The organism is Polaromonas sp. YR568, from assembly GCF_900116715.1.
In the GTDB taxonomy this organism is placed as follows: Bacteria; Pseudomonadota; Gammaproteobacteria; order Burkholderiales; family Burkholderiaceae_C; genus Polaromonas.
This window is the reverse complement of the sequence record NZ_FPBM01000005.1, coordinates 304,964-319,108: the sequence shown is the minus strand read 5'-3', so window position 1 is coordinate 319,108 and position 14,145 is coordinate 304,964. Positions and strand designations below refer to the sequence as shown.

General features: G+C 66.3%; 17 protein-coding genes. 12 read left to right on the top strand and 5 right to left on the bottom strand.

What is annotated here, in order from left to right:
* Positions 1-41: 41 nt before the first annotated feature.
* On the bottom strand, positions 42-602 hold the full coding sequence (locus BM408_RS22935; RefSeq protein WP_175541783.1) for a hypothetical protein: 561 nt from the start codon (positions 600-602) through the stop codon (positions 42-44).
* A 167-nt stretch (positions 603-769) separates the two neighbouring features.
* Here BM408_RS22935 and BM408_RS13435 point away from each other — a divergent pair, with 167 nt between their 5' ends.
* From BM408_RS13435 to BM408_RS13390, 10 genes are all read left to right on the top strand, one after another.
* Positions 770-1,318 carry a hypothetical protein gene (locus BM408_RS13435; protein ID WP_092130414.1) on the top strand — a complete coding sequence of 183 codons (549 nt, stop codon included), beginning with the start codon at positions 770-772 and terminating at the stop codon, positions 1,316-1,318.
* 15 nt (positions 1,319-1,333) lie between these two features.
* Positions 1,334-2,638: an MFS transporter gene (locus BM408_RS13430; RefSeq protein WP_092130360.1), complete on the top strand. Its 1,305-nt coding sequence runs from the start codon at positions 1,334-1,336 to the stop codon at positions 2,636-2,638.
* Entirely contained in the window at positions 2,635-3,078 is a 444-nt protein-coding gene (locus BM408_RS13425; protein WP_092130359.1) for a PTS sugar transporter subunit IIA, read from the top strand. The genes BM408_RS13430 and BM408_RS13425 overlap by 4 nt, the downstream gene beginning before the upstream one ends.
* Positions 3,047-3,316 carry an HPr family phosphocarrier protein gene (locus BM408_RS13420; protein ID WP_092130358.1) on the top strand — a complete coding sequence of 90 codons (270 nt, stop codon included), beginning with the start codon at positions 3,047-3,049 and terminating at the stop codon, positions 3,314-3,316. Before BM408_RS13425 ends, BM408_RS13420 begins: the two co-directional genes overlap by 32 nt.
* Entirely contained in the window at positions 3,313-5,082 is a 1,770-nt protein-coding gene (gene ptsP / locus BM408_RS13415; RefSeq protein WP_092130357.1) for a phosphoenolpyruvate--protein phosphotransferase, read from the top strand. The genes BM408_RS13420 and ptsP overlap by 4 nt, the downstream gene beginning before the upstream one ends.
* A gap of 135 nt (positions 5,083-5,217) precedes the next feature.
* On the top strand, positions 5,218-5,670 hold the full coding sequence (locus BM408_RS13410; RefSeq protein ID WP_092130356.1) for a Spy/CpxP family protein refolding chaperone: 453 nt from the start codon (positions 5,218-5,220) through the stop codon (positions 5,668-5,670).
* Positions 5,627-6,118: a DUF4260 domain-containing protein gene (locus BM408_RS13405; RefSeq protein ID WP_254774807.1), complete on the top strand. Its 492-nt coding sequence runs from the start codon at positions 5,627-5,629 to the stop codon at positions 6,116-6,118. Before BM408_RS13410 ends, BM408_RS13405 begins: the two co-directional genes overlap by 44 nt.
* A 5-nt stretch (positions 6,119-6,123) precedes the next feature.
* Entirely contained in the window at positions 6,124-6,477 is a 354-nt protein-coding gene (locus BM408_RS13400; RefSeq protein WP_254774806.1) for a hypothetical protein, read from the top strand.
* Positions 6,478-6,529: 52 nt separating this feature from the next.
* Positions 6,530-7,213, top strand: coding sequence for a response regulator transcription factor (locus BM408_RS13395; RefSeq protein ID WP_092130353.1), 684 nt, complete (start codon positions 6,530-6,532; stop codon positions 7,211-7,213).
* Positions 7,214-7,218: 5 nt separating this feature from the next.
* A complete protein-coding gene (locus BM408_RS13390) occupies positions 7,219-8,550 on the top strand; it encodes a sensor histidine kinase (RefSeq protein WP_371327016.1) in 1,332 nt (443 codons plus the stop codon).
* A gap of 6 nt (positions 8,551-8,556) precedes the next feature.
* Here the strand turns inward: BM408_RS13390 and BM408_RS13385 are convergent, their stop codons facing one another.
* Positions 8,557-9,462: a LysR family transcriptional regulator gene (locus tag BM408_RS13385; RefSeq protein ID WP_092130351.1), complete on the bottom strand. Its 906-nt coding sequence runs from the start codon at positions 9,460-9,462 to the stop codon at positions 8,557-8,559.
* Positions 9,463-9,618: 156 nt separating this feature from the next.
* On the opposite strand from BM408_RS13385, the gene BM408_RS13380 reads away from it, so the two are divergent.
* Complete coding sequence (locus tag BM408_RS13380; RefSeq protein WP_092130350.1) at positions 9,619-11,079, top strand: MFS transporter; 1,461 nt, start codon at positions 9,619-9,621, stop codon at positions 11,077-11,079.
* A gap of 18 nt (positions 11,080-11,097) precedes the next feature.
* On the opposite strand, the gene BM408_RS13375 is transcribed toward BM408_RS13380, so the two are convergent.
* Positions 11,098-11,937 (bottom strand): DMT family transporter, encoded by an 840-nt coding sequence (locus BM408_RS13375; protein ID WP_092130413.1) that lies wholly within the window; start codon positions 11,935-11,937, stop codon positions 11,098-11,100.
* A 230-nt stretch (positions 11,938-12,167) separates the two neighbouring features.
* Between BM408_RS13375 and BM408_RS13370 the strand changes: the two genes are divergently transcribed.
* Entirely contained in the window at positions 12,168-12,374 is a 207-nt protein-coding gene (locus tag BM408_RS13370; protein ID WP_092130412.1) for a hypothetical protein, read from the top strand.
* Here the strand turns inward: BM408_RS13370 and BM408_RS13365 are convergent.
* Together BM408_RS13365 and lipA are read right to left on the bottom strand one after the other, a co-directional pair.
* Positions 12,368-13,072, bottom strand: coding sequence for an AraC family transcriptional regulator (locus BM408_RS13365; RefSeq protein WP_092130349.1), 705 nt, complete (start codon positions 13,070-13,072; stop codon positions 12,368-12,370). The two genes, BM408_RS13370 and BM408_RS13365, sit on opposite strands and share 7 nt — an antisense overlap.
* 10 nt (positions 13,073-13,082) lie before the next feature.
* Entirely contained in the window at positions 13,083-14,120 is a 1,038-nt protein-coding gene (lipA, locus tag BM408_RS13360) for a lipoyl synthase (RefSeq protein ID WP_092130348.1), read from the bottom strand.
* Positions 14,121-14,145 lie beyond the last annotated feature (25 nt).

Below are 14,145 nucleotides of genomic sequence, written 5' to 3'. Positions count from 1 at the left end.
TTGTCCTGCAGTTGTGAGTCGCCGGGTTAATGGAGGTTTGGCTAGTCCGTGAATTCAGTAAACACCGTTTCAGGGCAACGCCCGCTGGAGCCGTTGCGTGTGTAGTAGTTCCAGCGCCAGGCCATTTCGGTGTTGTCCCTGCAGGCCACGCCCTTGTACAGCTTGCCGTAGGTGGCTCTTGCGCCTGAGGAAGACCGGTAGCTGTCATGTGTTTCAGCCACCAGCACGCCATCCTTTGGGTAGACCTTCAACACGCCAAAAGACGCATTGCTCGGGATGTCGTAGTTCACGTAGAGTGCGCTGCGCTCAAGGTCCGGGCGCGCATTGTCTACCAGTATGAAAACCGCATGCTGCTCCGCCACCAGCTCTTGCTGCGTCAAGTGGGTAAATGTCTGGGACTTGATTTTTGCGCCGAATTTCAGCGCCGGGCCCAGCACCAGCAAAGGTTTTGGCTCACCTGTAGCTGCAGGGTTGAACCGGTGCAGAAGCGGCTTTTTAAACCGTGCTACGACCGCCGAGAAAATTTCATCGTCGCTGAAGTTTTGATTCTGCAGCTCCAGAGCCCAGACAGGGCTTGCGGCACATAGCAGCATGGCCGCCATGAAGAGGTGTGCTTTGAAATACATCATCGCCAAGCTTACCAAGCAAGGGCCCGGTCCGGACGCGGACGCCGGCTGGCCCCTGCGAAGTGCGCCAAAGCGGTGCGAAAACCGGCCAAGCTGCGGTGCCGGGCCTGAAGCTGGTGCATGAATCGCGTAAAGTCCAAGGCATGCTTACGATTTGGGACGCTGCCCGTCCACCGCTGCGGCTGACCGCACCGGTTTTATTCATTGCCCTGCTCGCGGCCTGCAGCCCCGCGCTGAACTGGCGCGAAGTGCGGCCCGAAGGCACGCGCCTGGCGCTGCTGCTGCCCTGCAAGCCCGACAAGGCGCAAAAAATCGTACCGCTGGGCGGGCCGGCGACCACGCTGTCCATGCTGGGTTGTGATGCGGGTGGTGCGACGTTCGCGGTTGCTGTGGCGGATATCGGTGATGCGGCGAAAGTGGCGCCCGTGCTCGCGCAGTGGCAAAGCCTCACGCTGGCCAATATGAAGGCGGGCGCCGCGCCGCAGGTGTCACCGCTCAAACTCCCGGGCGCCGCCGCGCTGCCGCCCGTTTCGCTGGTCAAGGCCGAAGGGCAGGGGCCTGACGGCAAACCGGTCAGCGGGCAGGCTGCCTACTTTGCGCAGGGCTCGCAGGTGTTTCAGGTGGTGATGTATTCGCCGCGCATCGCACCCGAGGCGGCCGAAACGTTTTTCTCCAGCCTCAAGTTTGAATAAAAGCGCAGCCCTTTCATGACCACCGCAGACGCGTCCTTGCCCAACTCTCCACAAGCCAGTATCGAGCCGGGCCGGCTGGACGCCAAGACCGGCGCGATTGTGTTCCTGGCCTTTGCGGCTGCGTACTTCTGCTCGGCGCTGGTGCGGGCCATCACGGCCACGCTGGCGCCTGTGCTGACGCAGGATTTCTCGCTGCATGCGCGTGACCTCGGCCTGCTGGCGGGCGGCTACTTTCTGGGCTTTGCCGCCACGCAGCTACCGCTGGGCACCTGGCTGGACCGCCATGGCCCCAAGCGCGTGATCCTCTGCTTCCTCGCGCTGGCGGTGCTGGGCTGCCTGGCGTTTTCGCTGGCCACCAGCTTTGCGTGGCTGCTGGTCTCGCGTGTGCTGGTGGGCATGGGCGTCAGCGCTTGTTTGATGGCGCCGCTGACCGGGTATCGCCGCTGGTATGAGCCGGCCACCGTGTTGCGCGCCAATTCGTGGATGCTGATGACCGGCTCGCTGGGCATGCTGGCCTCGACCTTGCCGGTTCAGTGGCTGATGCCTTTGACGGGCTGGCGGCCGCTGTTCTGGATATTGGCCGCGATGATTCTGTTGTCGATGGCGGCGCTGGCCTGGGTCGTGCCCACCTGGCAGCTCCACAAAAAGAATGAGCCAACCGCACCCGCAACTACAACCACTGCGACAGACGCCGGCTACGCGCCCATTTGGCGCAGCCGCTATTTCCGCAAGATGACGCCGCTGGCCTTCTTCAACTACGGCGGCCTGGTCGCGGTGCAGACCTTGTGGGCCGGTCCGTGGATGATCCGGGTCGCGGGCTACACACCGCTGGAGGCGGCCACCGGCCTCTTTTATATCAACGCCAGCATGCTGGTGACTTTCTGGAGCTGGGGCATGGTCAACCCCTGGCTGGCGCGGCAGGGCTGGCACGCCACGCGGCTGATCACCTGGGGCGTGCCTTTCAGCCTGGTGATGCTGGCGCTCAACATCGCCCTGGGGAGCTCAACCGGCTGGTTGGGCTGGGCGCTGTTTTGCATGGGTTGCAGCGTGATGGGGCTGGCGCAACCTGCGGTGGGCATGGCCTTCAAGCCTTCGCTGGCGGGCCGGGCGCTGTCGGCTTACAACCTCATGATTTTTGCCGGCGTGTTCACCGTGCAGTGGGGTATTGGCCTCCTGATTGATGTGTTTGAGGCCCTGGGCCTGGCCCAGGTGGCGCGCTTTCAGGCGGCCATGGGGGTGTTTTTGTGTTGTTGTATCGCCTCATATGGGTATTTCCTCAGTGTCCGCGCCGATAATTCACCTGAACCCCCAAACCCATGAACGGCATTTTTATCATCGCCCACGCCCCTTTGGCCTCCGCCTTGCGCCAATGCGTGTTGCATGTGTTCCCCGACAACGCCCCCGGCGTGGCCGCGCTCGATGTGCAGCCCAATATGCCGCCCGAGGAAACCCTGGCGCAGGCCCGCATCATGCTGGCGCAACTGGGCACCTCGCATGCGCTGGTGCTGGCCGACGTCTTCGGCGCCACGCCCTGCAATGTGGCGCAAAAGCTGGTCGACGGCGTTCATTCCAAACTCATTACCGGCATCAACCTGCCCATGCTGCTGCGCACCGTGTCTTACCGCCACGAGTCGCTCGATGCGCTGGTGGCGCGCGCGCTCATAGGCGCTACGCAGGGTGTGATGCAGGTGGCCATCACGGCGCCGCAAAACCAGGTACGCAGAAATCATGATCAAGACCAGCACGACCATCAGCAATAAGCTGGGCCTGCACGCCCGCGCCTCCGCCAAGCTCACCAAACTCGCGGGCAGCTTTGGCTGCGAGGTCTTCATGAGCAAGGGCGAGCGCCGCGTCAATGCCAAAAGCATCATGGGCGTGATGATGCTGGCCGCCGGCCTGGGCAGCAATGTCGAGGTGGAAACCAACGGCAATGACGAGCAGGCAGCGATGGACGCCATCCTCGCCTTGATCGCCGACAAGTTTGGAGAGGGCGAGTGACTTTCTCTGTCCACGGCCTGGCTGTCTCTCGCGGGATTGCGATCGGCCGTGCCGTGCTGGTGGCGTCCAGCCGCGCCGATGTGGCGCACTATTTCATTGACGACGCCCGAACGGCGGACGAGATCACGCGGGTGAGGGTGTCGCGCAATGCAGTGGTTGAAGAGATCACGCGCCTGCAGCAAGACCTGCCCAAAGACGCGCCGCATGAGCTGGGCGCGCTGCTGGACGTGCACCTGATGCTGCTGCAGGACGAGCAGCTCATCAGCGGCGTCAAGCACTGGATCACCGACCGTCACTACAACGCCGAATGGGCGCTGACCACGCAATACGAAATCATTGCGCGCCAGTTCGACGACATGGAAGACGAGTACCTGCGCGAGCGCAAGGCCGATCTGGAGCAGGTGGTCGAGCGCATCCTGCGGCACATGAAGGGCGTGGCCTCGCCGGTGCAGCCCGCGGGCCAGGCCGGCGCCGGCCGCAAGCTGTCTGAGCAGGATCTGCTGCTGGACGACACCACCGATGTGCCGCTGGTGCTGGTGGCGCACGATATTTCGCCGGCCGACATGCTGCAGTTCAAGCAGAGCCTCTTTGCCGGCTTTGCCACCGATGTGGGCGGCAAGACCTCGCACACCGCCATCGTGGCGCGCAGCATGGACATCCCGGCCGTGGTGGGCGCGCGCAGCGCCAGCCAGCTGATCAAGCAGGACGACTGGGTCATCATCGACGGCGATGCGGGCCTCCTGATCGTCGACCCCTCGCCCATCATCCTGGCCGAGTACGGCTTCAAGCAGCGCCAGGGCGAGCTCGAGCGCCAGCGGCTGAACCGCCTGAAGAACACGCCTTCGCTCACGATAGACGGGCAGCGCGTCGAGCTGTTGGCCAATATCGAAATGCCCGAAGACACCGCGGGCGCCGTGGCGGCCGGCGCTGTCGGCGTGGGGCTGTTCCGCAGCGAATTCCTCTTTATGGGCCGCACCGGCAAGCTGCCCGACGAGGAAGAGCAGTACCAGGCCTACCGCAAGGCGATTGAAGGCATGCACGGCCTGCCGGTGACGATACGCACGGTGGACATAGGCTCCGACAAGCCGCTGGACAAGCTCGCCGGCCGCGCACAGGACGGCCAGCTCAACCCCGCGCTGGGGCTGCGCGCCATCCGCTGGAGCCTGGCGGACCCGCCTATGTTCCTCACGCAGCTGCGCGCCATCCTGCGCGCGGCGGCGCACGGCCAGGTCAACATGCTGGTGCCCATGCTGGCGCACGCCAGCGAGATCCGCCAGACCATGTCGCTGATCGACCATGCGCGGGTAACGCTGGACAACCAGGGCATCCCCTACGGCCCGGTGCAGCTGGGCGCGATGATTGAAATCCCGGCGGCGGCGCTCACGCTCAAGCTGTTTTTGAAGTACTTCGACTTCCTGTCGATAGGCACCAACGATTTGATCCAGTACACGCTGGCAATTGACCGCGCCGACGAGGCGGTGTCACACCTGTACGACCCCTGCCACCCGGCCGTGCTGCGCCTGGTGGCCGACACGATTGCCGAGTGCAACGCGCAAGGCAAGGGCGTGAGCGTGTGCGGCGAAATGGCCGGTGACACCGCCATGACGCGCCTGCTGCTGGGCCTGGGCCTCCGCAGCTTTTCCATGCACCCGTCGCAGATCCTGGCGGTCAAGCAGCAGATCCTGCGGGCCGACGCCTCCAAGCTGCAGGCCTGGGCCGACCAGGTGCTGGCCAGCGAGGACCCGGCGACCTTGTTGCAGGCCTGACCGGCTCCGGTTTTCGGCTTTGCGGGCAGGCGCGCCGCCGAAACAAAGCGAAACACGCCGCAACCGGCCCGAAAACACGCGCCGGCCCCGCATGGGCACCATGGGAAACCTCAAAACTTCCTTCAGGGTTCGCTCATGAAACACCGCATCAAAAAACTCCTGCTCGGCCTTTTCGGCGGGGCGCTTATCGTCGGCAGCCTGGGCGCCTGCTCGCACGGCGGCTGGCACGGCGACCCGGGCTCGCCCGAGGCGCGTGCCCGCATGGTCGAGAAAGTCGGCTCCCGCCTGGACCTGGACGCCACGCAAAAACAAAAGCTGGCCGTGCTGGCCGACAAGCTGCAGGCGCAGCGCACCGCCTTGCGCGGCACAACCGAGCCGCGTGAGGCCTTTCGCGGCCTCTTTGCCGGCGCCAAGCTCGACCGGGCCGGCGCCAAAAAACTGATCGATGAAAAAACCGCCGCCGTGCAGGCCGGCAGCCCCGAGGTGATTGCCGCGGCGGCCGATTTCTTTGACAACCTCAAACCTGAACAGCAGCAAAAAGTGCGTGAGTTCATGGAGCGCGGCCGCCGCTGGGGTTACCGTGGCTGAGGCGCTGCTCTTCCCAACCGTCCGCCCGCGGCGGGCGGTGCAGCGCATCAGCACCGTGGCCGAGCCGGGCAGCGCCAGCGGCGGCGTGCGACTGTTGCTGCGCGCCGAAGGCCTGGTGGTGCTGACAGCGGCCGTGGCGGCTTATGCGCAGTTCGGCGCGGGCTGGGGCTGGTTTGCGGCGCTCTTCCTGCTGCCGGATGTGTCTTTCCTGGCTTACCTGGCCGGGCCGCGCGCGGGTGCCTGGGCCTACAACGCCATGCACTCTTACCTGGGCGCTGTGGCTTTGCTGGCCGCAGGCGTGCTGGGCGGCATGCCCATGCTGCTGGCGGTGGGGCTGGTCTGGTGCGCACACATCGGCTTTGATCGTCTGCTGGGCTACGGCCTCAAATACAGCTCGGGCTTTGGCCACACCCACCTGGGCCGCCTGGGGCGCCGGGATCCATGGTGAAGCCGGTGCTTCGCGGTTTTCTGCTGCTGGAGGCTGGTTTGCTGGTCGCGGCCTCGCTGGTGCATGGCGGCATGTTGCTGCAGGGCCATGCCCACAGCCAGGCCCGCATCGCCGAGGCGGTGATCGCGGCGGTGCTGCTGCTGGCCTGGGCGCTCAGCCTGGTGTGGCCGCAGCGCACGCGCCGGCTGGCGCTGTGGGCCCAGGCTTTTGCCTTTGTGGGCACGCTGGTGGGGCTGTCCACCATCCTCATCGGCATCGGCCCGCAGTCGGCGCCCGACAAGGTGTTTCACTTCGCCTTGCTGGGCTTGTTGCTGGCTGGCCTGCGCTTTGCGCGCCGTGCGCCAAAGGGCGTTTCGTGAGCGTTGCCCGCAAGCTTTATCCGCCACCGCCGCAGTTTCATATGATGGCCGCATGCCCCGCATCCTCCTGATCGACGACGACGAGCACCTGGCCGCGCCGCTGGCCGCCTACTTCGCACGTTTTGACTTTGTGCTGGACAGCGCCCTGCGCCCCGGCGAAGGCCTGGCCAAGCTGCGCGCCGGTGTGTACGACGCAGCCATCCTGGACGTGATGCTGCCCGAGATGGACGGCTTTGCCCTGTGCCGCGAGATCCGCAAGCAAAGCGATATCCCGGTCATCATGCTGACGGCGCGCGGCGACGTGATGGACCGGGTGGTCGGCCTGGAGCTGGGCGCCGACGACTACCTGCCCAAGCCCTTTGAGCCGCGCGAGCTGGTGGCGCGCGTGCAGACCATCCTGCGCCGCCAGCGCGCCGTGCCCGCCGCCGGCCAGCGCCGCGAGTTCCAGGGCCTGGTGATTGATTTGCAAACGCGCGAGGTGCAGCGCCTGGGTGAGAAGGTCGAGCTCACCGGCACCGAGTTCGAGCTGCTGGCGCTGCTGGCCGCAGAGCCGGGCAAGGTCTTTAGCCGCGACGACATCCTCAACCGCCTGCGCGGCCACGAGGCTGAGCTGTACACCCGCGCGGTCGACATCGTGGTGAGCCGCCTGCGCAAAAAGCTTGAGCCGTTGGACTGCATCAAGACGCTGCGCAACGCGGGCTACGCATTGGCCGTCAGCAAAACGGGCGCGCCATGAAGGGCATGAGGCGCTGGCGGCGTAACGGCCCCGGGCCGATGTACGGCTGCCCGCCGCGGCCCAAGCGCTGGCGCCACCGCTGGGGGCATTCGCTGCGGCTGCGGCTGATCACGGTGTTTTTGCTGCTGGCGCTGTGCATGGGCGCGGTGTTTATGGGCGGCATGCAGCGCGCTTTTTCCACCGGCTGGCGCGACGCGGCCAAGCCGCTGATCACCGACTACATGGACAGGCTGGTGGCCGACCTGGGCTCGCCGCCCGACATAGGCCGCGCGCAGGCGCTGGCGTCGCGGCTGCCGATTTCCATTCGCATCGAGGGGCCGGAGGTGAACTGGCAGTCGCACCCCGACCAGAAGCCGAAATTTCTGGACAGCCGCACCAATGACTGGCTCAGCCGCACCACCGCCGACGGCCACCGCGTCATCTTCGGCCCCGGCACCATTCCCTGGCAGGGCGCGCCGCACGGCAGCATGTTCGGCTGGATCACGCTGGCGCTGCTGCTGGGCCTGCTGATAGGTGCGTATGCCTATGTGCGCCGCCTGCTGCGCCCGCTGGACGACATACGCGCCGGGGCCGAGCGCTTTGGCCGCGGTATGTTCGACACGCCCATCCCGCTGCGTCGGCGCGACGAGCTCGGCGACCTGGCCGCGCGCATCAACACCATGGCGCATGACATTGAAGACATGCTGAACGCCAAACGCGGGCTGCTGCTGGCGCTCAGTCATGAGCTGCGCTCGCCGCTGACGCGCGCGCGGCTCAATGCCGAGCTGCTGCCGGCCTCGGGCGAGGGCAGCGCGCCGCGCGAGCGCGACGCACTGCTGCGCGACCTGGGCGAGATGCGCGACCTGATCAGCGACTTGCTCGAGAGCGAACGCCTGGCCAGCTCGCATGCGGCGCTGCAGCGTGAAGCCGTGGACCTGGCCGCGCTGGTGCGCGAAGTGGCGGCCGAAATGCCGAACGCCGCCGAAGTGCAGCTCGACCTGGCGGCTGACCTGCCCATGCTGGCGCTGGACCGCATGCGTGTGCGCCTGCTGGTGCGCAACCTGCTCGACAACGCACTGCACTACGGCGCAGGCGCCGGCCAGCCGCCGCAGGTGTCATTGCAGGCGGCGGAGGGTGGCGCACTGCTGGAAGTGCGCGACTTCGGCCCGGGCGTGGACCCGGAGCAGTTAGACCACCTGACCGAGCCCTTTTACCGCACCGACGGCGCACGTCAGCGCGCCACGGGCGGCGTGGGGCTGGGCATGTATTTGTGCCGGCTGGTGGCCGAGGCGCACGGCGCGCAGCTGCAGGTGCGCAATGCCGCGCCGGGGCTGGCGGTGCAGGTGCTCTGGCGTTAGCCGGGGCTAGGCATCGGTCGCGGGCGCAGCGCAGACATCACGCACACAGCCGCGCAGCCAGCGGTGTGCCGGGTCGGCGTCCAGCCGCGGGTGCCACAGCAATGACACGGTGATCTCCGGCGTGGCAACGGGCAGGGCAAAGCTGTGCATGCCGGCGCGCAGGTTGCCGGTGTGCCGCTCGGGCACGGTGGCGACCAGGTCGCTGGCCCGCGCCAGGGCCAGTGCGGCCGAGAAACTGCCGACGATGGCGGCAACTTCCCTTTGCAGGCCCAGCGGGGCCAGGGCGTCATCGACCGGCTCCGCGCCCAGGCCACGCCGCGAGACGGCGATGTGCCGGGCGCCGGCATAGCGTGCAGGTGTGAGTTCACCCTGGGCCAGCGGATGGCCCAGGCGCACAACGCCTGTGAAGCGGTCGCGGAACAAGGCCTGCACGCGCAGCTCGGGCGCTGTCGCCTTGCCGATCACGCCGGTCTCCAGGTCGACCGCACCGTCGCGCAGCGGCGTGCTGTCTTTGTCGAGCTTTTGCACAAAGCACAGGCGCACGCCGGGCGCCTCGCGGCTGACGCGGGCAATCAGCGCCGGGCCGAAGTTCTCGACAAAGCCTTCGCGGGTGCGCAGGGTGAAGGTGCGCACCAGCTGTTTGAGCTTGAGCTTTTCGGTGGGCCGCAGCACGGCTTCCGCGTCCTGCACGAGCTGGCCGACCTGCTCGCGCAATTCGATTGCCCGCGGTGTGGGCACCAGGCCGCGTCCGGCCCTGACCAGCAACGGGTCGCCGGTGGTTTCGCGCAAGCGAGCCAGCGCCCGGCTCATGGCCGACGGGCTGAGCCGCAAACGCCTGGCGGCGCCGGCGACGCTGCCTTCGGCCAGCAGCACATCGAGCACAGGCAGCAGGTTGAAATCGGGGGTGGACATGCCCGCACCATAGCGCATTTGCCCGTGAGATGGCGTCAGACGCACGAATAAAGTGCAAATGCTGCGCCTTCCGCTATGTGAGGCAAAGAACTACGCTTCAGACAGCCCTATTTCGTGGGCTGTCACAGGACGAAAAAGCAAGAGAAAGCGGAGTTCATGCTGAAACCAATCAATGCAAAAGGGAATGAAAACGTGGAGCCGCCACAGCCCCCACTGCCTGCCGCAGTCCGCTGGGTGCTCGCCAGCCTGTCGCTGTCCATGCTGCTGTCCTCGCTGGGCACCAGCATCGCGAATGTGGGCCTGCCGGCGCTGGCGCAAGCCTTTGATGCATCTTTTCAGCAAGTGCAGTGGATCGTGCTGGCCTATCTGCTGGCCATCACCACGCTGATCGTGGGCGCCGGGCGGCTGGGCGATGTGATGGGCCGGCGCCGCCTGCTGCTCGCGGGCATCTCGCTGTTCACGGCGGCATCGGTGCTGTGCGCGGCCGCGCCCACACTGGGGTGGCTGATCGCGGCCCGCGCGGCGCAGGGCCTGGGCGCGGCCGTCATGATGGCGCTCACCATGGCTTTTGTGGGCGAGACCGTGCCCAAGGCCCGGACCGGCAGCGCCATGGGCCTGCTGGGCACAATGTCGGCGGTGGGCACCGCCCTGGGCCCCTCGATGGGCGGCGTGCTGATCGCCGGCTTTGGCTGGCGGGCGCTTTTTGTGGCCAATGTGCCGCTGGGTTTGCTCGCGCTGTTTCTGGCCTGGCGCCACCTGCCGGCGGACCGCCAGGCCAAGGCCGGTGCGGCCGGCTTTGACCCTGTGGGCACGCTGCTGCTGGCCCTGGCGCTGGCAGCCTATGCGCTTGCAGTGACTTTGGGGCGCGGCAGTTTCGGTGCGCTCAACATGGTGTTGCTGGCGGCAGCCGCCTTGGGTGCGGGTCTCTTTGTGTTTGCGCAAACGAAGGTCGCATCGCCGCTGCTTCGCCTGGCGATGTTCCGCGACCCGGTGCTGAGCGCGAGTCTGGCAATGAATGTGCTGGTCTCTACCGTGATGATGGCGACGCTGGTGGTGGGGCCGTTTTACCTGTCCCGTGCGTTGGGGCTCAGCCCGGCGCTGGTGGGGCTGGTGCTATCGGCCGGGCCGGTGATTGCCGCGCTGAGCGGTGTACTGGCGGGCCGGCTGGTCGACCGCCTGGGCGCGGCTCGCATGGTCATCACCGGGCTGGCCGCCATGGCGGCGGGTGCCTTGGGACTGGCGGTGTTGCCGGCGATGTTCGGTGTCGCGGGTTACATCGCTGCCATTGCCGTGTTGACGCCTGCGTACCAGCTGTTCCAGGCCGCGAACAACACAGCAGTGATGGCGGACGTGCCGCCCGACCGGCGCGGTGTGGTGTCGGGCATGCTGAACTTGTCGCGCAACCTGGGGCTGATCACCGGCGCGTCTGTTATGGGCGCGGTGTTTGCCTGCGCCACGGCGGCCAGCGACATCACGGCGGCGAGCCCCGAAGCGGTGGCCGGCGGCATGCGGGCGACCTTTGTGCTTGCGGCTGTGCTGGTGGTGCTTGCGCTGGTGATGGCGCTGGCAGGCCGCGCGCTGGCGGCGCGCCACGCACGCCTTGCGAGCGTGACGTGAAGGCCTCGTGAGCGCGGGCTAGCGGGCCCGGGTGCCCAGCAGCGCCGCGCCTATGATCATCACCGCCGCCAGGCCTATGCTCCAGCTCAGCGCGCGGCCGGTCACCAGCATCAGCAGCGTGGTGGAGCCCAGCGGCGTGAGGTAACTCAGGATGCCGATCTGCCGCGCATTGCCCAGCTTGAGTGCCCTGTCCCACAGGAAGAAGGCCGCGCCCAGCGGGCCCAGGCCCATCACGGCCAGCAGCAGCCAGTCTTGCGCCAGGAGCGTGGCGGCTGGCTCCAGCGCCCAGTGGCACAGCAGCGAGAGCACGCCCGACACCAGGCCGAAGAGGCCGATGGCTGCCGTGGGAAATGCCGGCACGCGCTTCGTCAGCAAGGAGTAGCTGGCCCAGATAAAGGCCGAGCCGAGCGCCGGCAGGTAGCCCCATGACCAGCCAGCCGAAGCAGCACCGCTTGCAGCACCGAGGATGGCAATCGCGGCGCCGACAAAACCCAGCAGGGCTGCGATTACATGCACGGTGCGTAAGTGCACATCACGCAGAAAGAGCGGCGCCAGCACCACCATAAAGAGTGGCCAGAGATAGTTCACCAGATTGGCTTCGACGGCAGGCGCATGCCGCAAGGCGATGAAGAGCAGGAAGTGAAAGCCGAAGAGGCCGTACACGCCGAGCGCCAGCGTGGCGGCGGGAATTTTCCATTGCGTGCGGTCCCGCGCGACAAAGGGCAAGGCCAGCACGCTGCCTATCAGCAGCGCAATGCCGGTGAGCAAAAAAGGCGGCACGTGTTTGAGCAACACCCCGAGTGAGGCAAACGTGGTCCAGAGGGCGATGGCGCCCAGTGCATAAAGATTGGCTGACATGCCGGCAAGCATAAAAGCCGGTGCGGGCTGCGTCGTCGCGCAGCAACGGTCTGCCGGTGCGCAACGATGGTTTGGCCTTTAAACCTTGCCGCAAGCAGGTGCGCGCACCGTCCTACAGGAAGGGCTACATCCGGTAACCAGCTTCACGTTTCAGGCGCAAGCTGGACACCTCACCGGCATGGCTCGCGCGTTGAATGAGGGTGCAGATGTTTGTACACAAGGAGACCCTCATGAAAAAGCTTTCCATCCTCTTGCTCTCGCTCTTGGGCTTTATGGCCTTGTCGGGCTGTGTGGCCTATCCGGTCTATGACGGCCACGGGCCGCAGTACCGCGGCGGGCCGGCGCCTGGCCCTGGTTATGGCTCACGTTATGACCGCGACGGTGACGGCGTGAGCAATCGCTATGACCGTCGGCCGAACAACCCCTATCGTTATTGAGCGGATTCGCCTGATTGCCGCCTGAGTGCGGCAGTCAGCGCCGAGGGCGAGTTGTAGCCGCAGTGCAGCGCGGTGTCGGCCACGCTCATGCCGCGGCGGCGCAATTGCAGGGCCAGTGCCAGGCGCTGGCGGCGCAGCCACTGCATCACGCTCAGGCCCGTCTCGCGGCGGCAGCGCGTGGCGAACTGGGTTGGGCTCAAGAACACTTGTGCCGCGAGTTGCGCAACGCTGAGCGGTTCGTGCAGGCGTTGCTGCGTCCACGTTGCCAGTTGCTCCCAATGGATGGGGCGTTGGTAGCGCGCGGGCGCTGGAAGCTGCGGCAGCGGCTGCCAGGCCTCCAGCAACAAGGCCGGTCCGTAGTGTTGTGCCAGGTTGCCTCGCTGCTGCAGGGCATGCGCCAGATAGTTGCCGAGCGCCAGGGCCTGCGCGCTGTGGGCCGGGTCGTAAGCGCAGCGGGCCCAGCCGGCGTGCGGGGTGTCCAGCACCAGGCAGCGGGCGCCTTCGCGGGATTCAAAATCATGGTGTTCACCGGGCGCGATCACGCAGCCCTGGCCGGCCGCGATGCGATGCCCGCGGCCTTGCACTTCAAGCTCGAGCACGCCGTCCAGGCTTAGCAGTACCTGGAAGTGCTCATGCGCATGGCTGCTGTGCGAGGGGCCGTAGTGGCGCAGCGTCAGGGAGCTTTGCGGCGCGAGCATCACGCGAAACTCAAATGGCGGCGGTGGCCGCGTCTGCCTTGTCGGCCACACCTGCCGCGTGAGCCTGCTGGTCGGCGTGGTAGCTGCTGCGCACCATGGCGCCTACGGCCGCATGCGTGAAGCCCATCTTGTAGGCTTCTTCTTCAAACATCTTGAAGGTGTCGGGGTGCACATAGCGGCGCACCGGCAGATGGCTGGTGGAGGGCGCGAGGTACTGGCCTATGGTCAGCATGTCGATGTTGTGCGCGCGCATGTCGCGCATGACCTGCAAAATCTCTTCGTCGGTCTCACCCAGGCCCACCATGATGCCGCTCTTGGTCGGCACATCGGGGTGCAGCGCCTTGAACTTCTTGAGCAGGTTGAGGCTGAACTGGTAGTCGCTGCCGGGGCGTGCTTCCTTGTAGAGGCGCGGCGCGGTTTCGAGGTTGTGGTTCATCACATCGGGCGGCGCGGCTTTGAGGATCTCAAGCGCACGGTCGTCACGGCCGCGGAAGTCGGGCACCAGGATTTCAATCGTGGTGCTCGGCGAGAGTTCGCGGATCTTCTGTATGCATTCGACAAAGTGGCCGCTGCCACCGTCGCGCAGGTCGTCGCGGTCCACGCTGGTGATCACCACGTATTTCAGCTTTAGCGCCGCAATCGTTTTGGCCAGGTTCAGCGGCTCGTTCACGTCCAGCGGGTCGGGCCGGCCATGGCCCACATCGCAAAACGGGCAACGGCGGGTGCACTTGTCGCCCATGATCATGAAGGTGGCCGTGCCCTTGCCGAAGCATTCACCGATGTTGGGGCAGCTGGCTTCTTCGCACACCGTGTTGAGCTTGTTCTCGCGCAGGATCTGCTTGATCTCATAAAAGCGCGTGGTCGGGCTGCCGGCCTTGACGCGGATCCAGTCGGGCTTTTTGAGCATCTCGCCCTGCACCACCTTGACGGGGATGCGCGACAGCTTGGCCGCGGCCTTTTGTTTGGCCAGCGGGTTGTAGCCTTCCAGGGTCTGGACGTCGCGGACCACCGGGTTGGCCGTGGCTTGGAGGGGGTCAGGTGTGCTCATGAAGTGTGTTTCGTGTTGGCGGCAG

What these genes read in the sequence shown, in the direction of transcription:
- BM408_RS13380 (WP_092130350.1), top strand. Translation starts at nt 9,619, where the DNA reads ATGCTGAAACCAATCAATGCAAAAGGGAATGAAAACGTGGAGCCGCCA.
- lipA (WP_092130348.1), bottom strand. Translation starts at nt 14,120, where the DNA reads ATGAGCACACCTGACCCCCTCCAAGCCACGGCCAACCCGGTGGTCCGC.
- BM408_RS13435 (WP_092130414.1), top strand. Translation starts at nt 770, where the DNA reads ATGCTTACGATTTGGGACGCTGCCCGTCCACCGCTGCGGCTGACCGCA.
- BM408_RS13395 (WP_092130353.1), top strand. Translation starts at nt 6,530, where the DNA reads ATGCCCCGCATCCTCCTGATCGACGACGACGAGCACCTGGCCGCGCCG.
- BM408_RS13410 (WP_092130356.1), top strand. Translation starts at nt 5,218, where the DNA reads ATGAAACACCGCATCAAAAAACTCCTGCTCGGCCTTTTCGGCGGGGCG.
- BM408_RS13390 (WP_371327016.1), top strand. Translation starts at nt 7,219, where the DNA reads ATGAGGCGCTGGCGGCGTAACGGCCCCGGGCCGATGTACGGCTGCCCG.
- BM408_RS13375 (WP_092130413.1), bottom strand. Translation starts at nt 11,937, where the DNA reads ATGTCAGCCAATCTTTATGCACTGGGCGCCATCGCCCTCTGGACCACG.
- BM408_RS13430 (WP_092130360.1), top strand. Translation starts at nt 1,334, where the DNA reads ATGACCACCGCAGACGCGTCCTTGCCCAACTCTCCACAAGCCAGTATC.
- BM408_RS13370 (WP_092130412.1), top strand. Translation starts at nt 12,168, where the DNA reads ATGAAAAAGCTTTCCATCCTCTTGCTCTCGCTCTTGGGCTTTATGGCC.
- BM408_RS13420 (WP_092130358.1), top strand. Translation starts at nt 3,047, where the DNA reads ATGATCAAGACCAGCACGACCATCAGCAATAAGCTGGGCCTGCACGCC.
- BM408_RS13365 (WP_092130349.1), bottom strand. Translation starts at nt 13,072, where the DNA reads ATGCTCGCGCCGCAAAGCTCCCTGACGCTGCGCCACTACGGCCCCTCG.
- BM408_RS22935 (WP_175541783.1), bottom strand. Translation starts at nt 602, where the DNA reads ATGGCGGCCATGCTGCTATGTGCCGCAAGCCCTGTCTGGGCTCTGGAG.
- BM408_RS13385 (WP_092130351.1), bottom strand. Translation starts at nt 9,462, where the DNA reads ATGTCCACCCCCGATTTCAACCTGCTGCCTGTGCTCGATGTGCTGCTG.
- BM408_RS13425 (WP_092130359.1), top strand. Translation starts at nt 2,635, where the DNA reads ATGAACGGCATTTTTATCATCGCCCACGCCCCTTTGGCCTCCGCCTTG.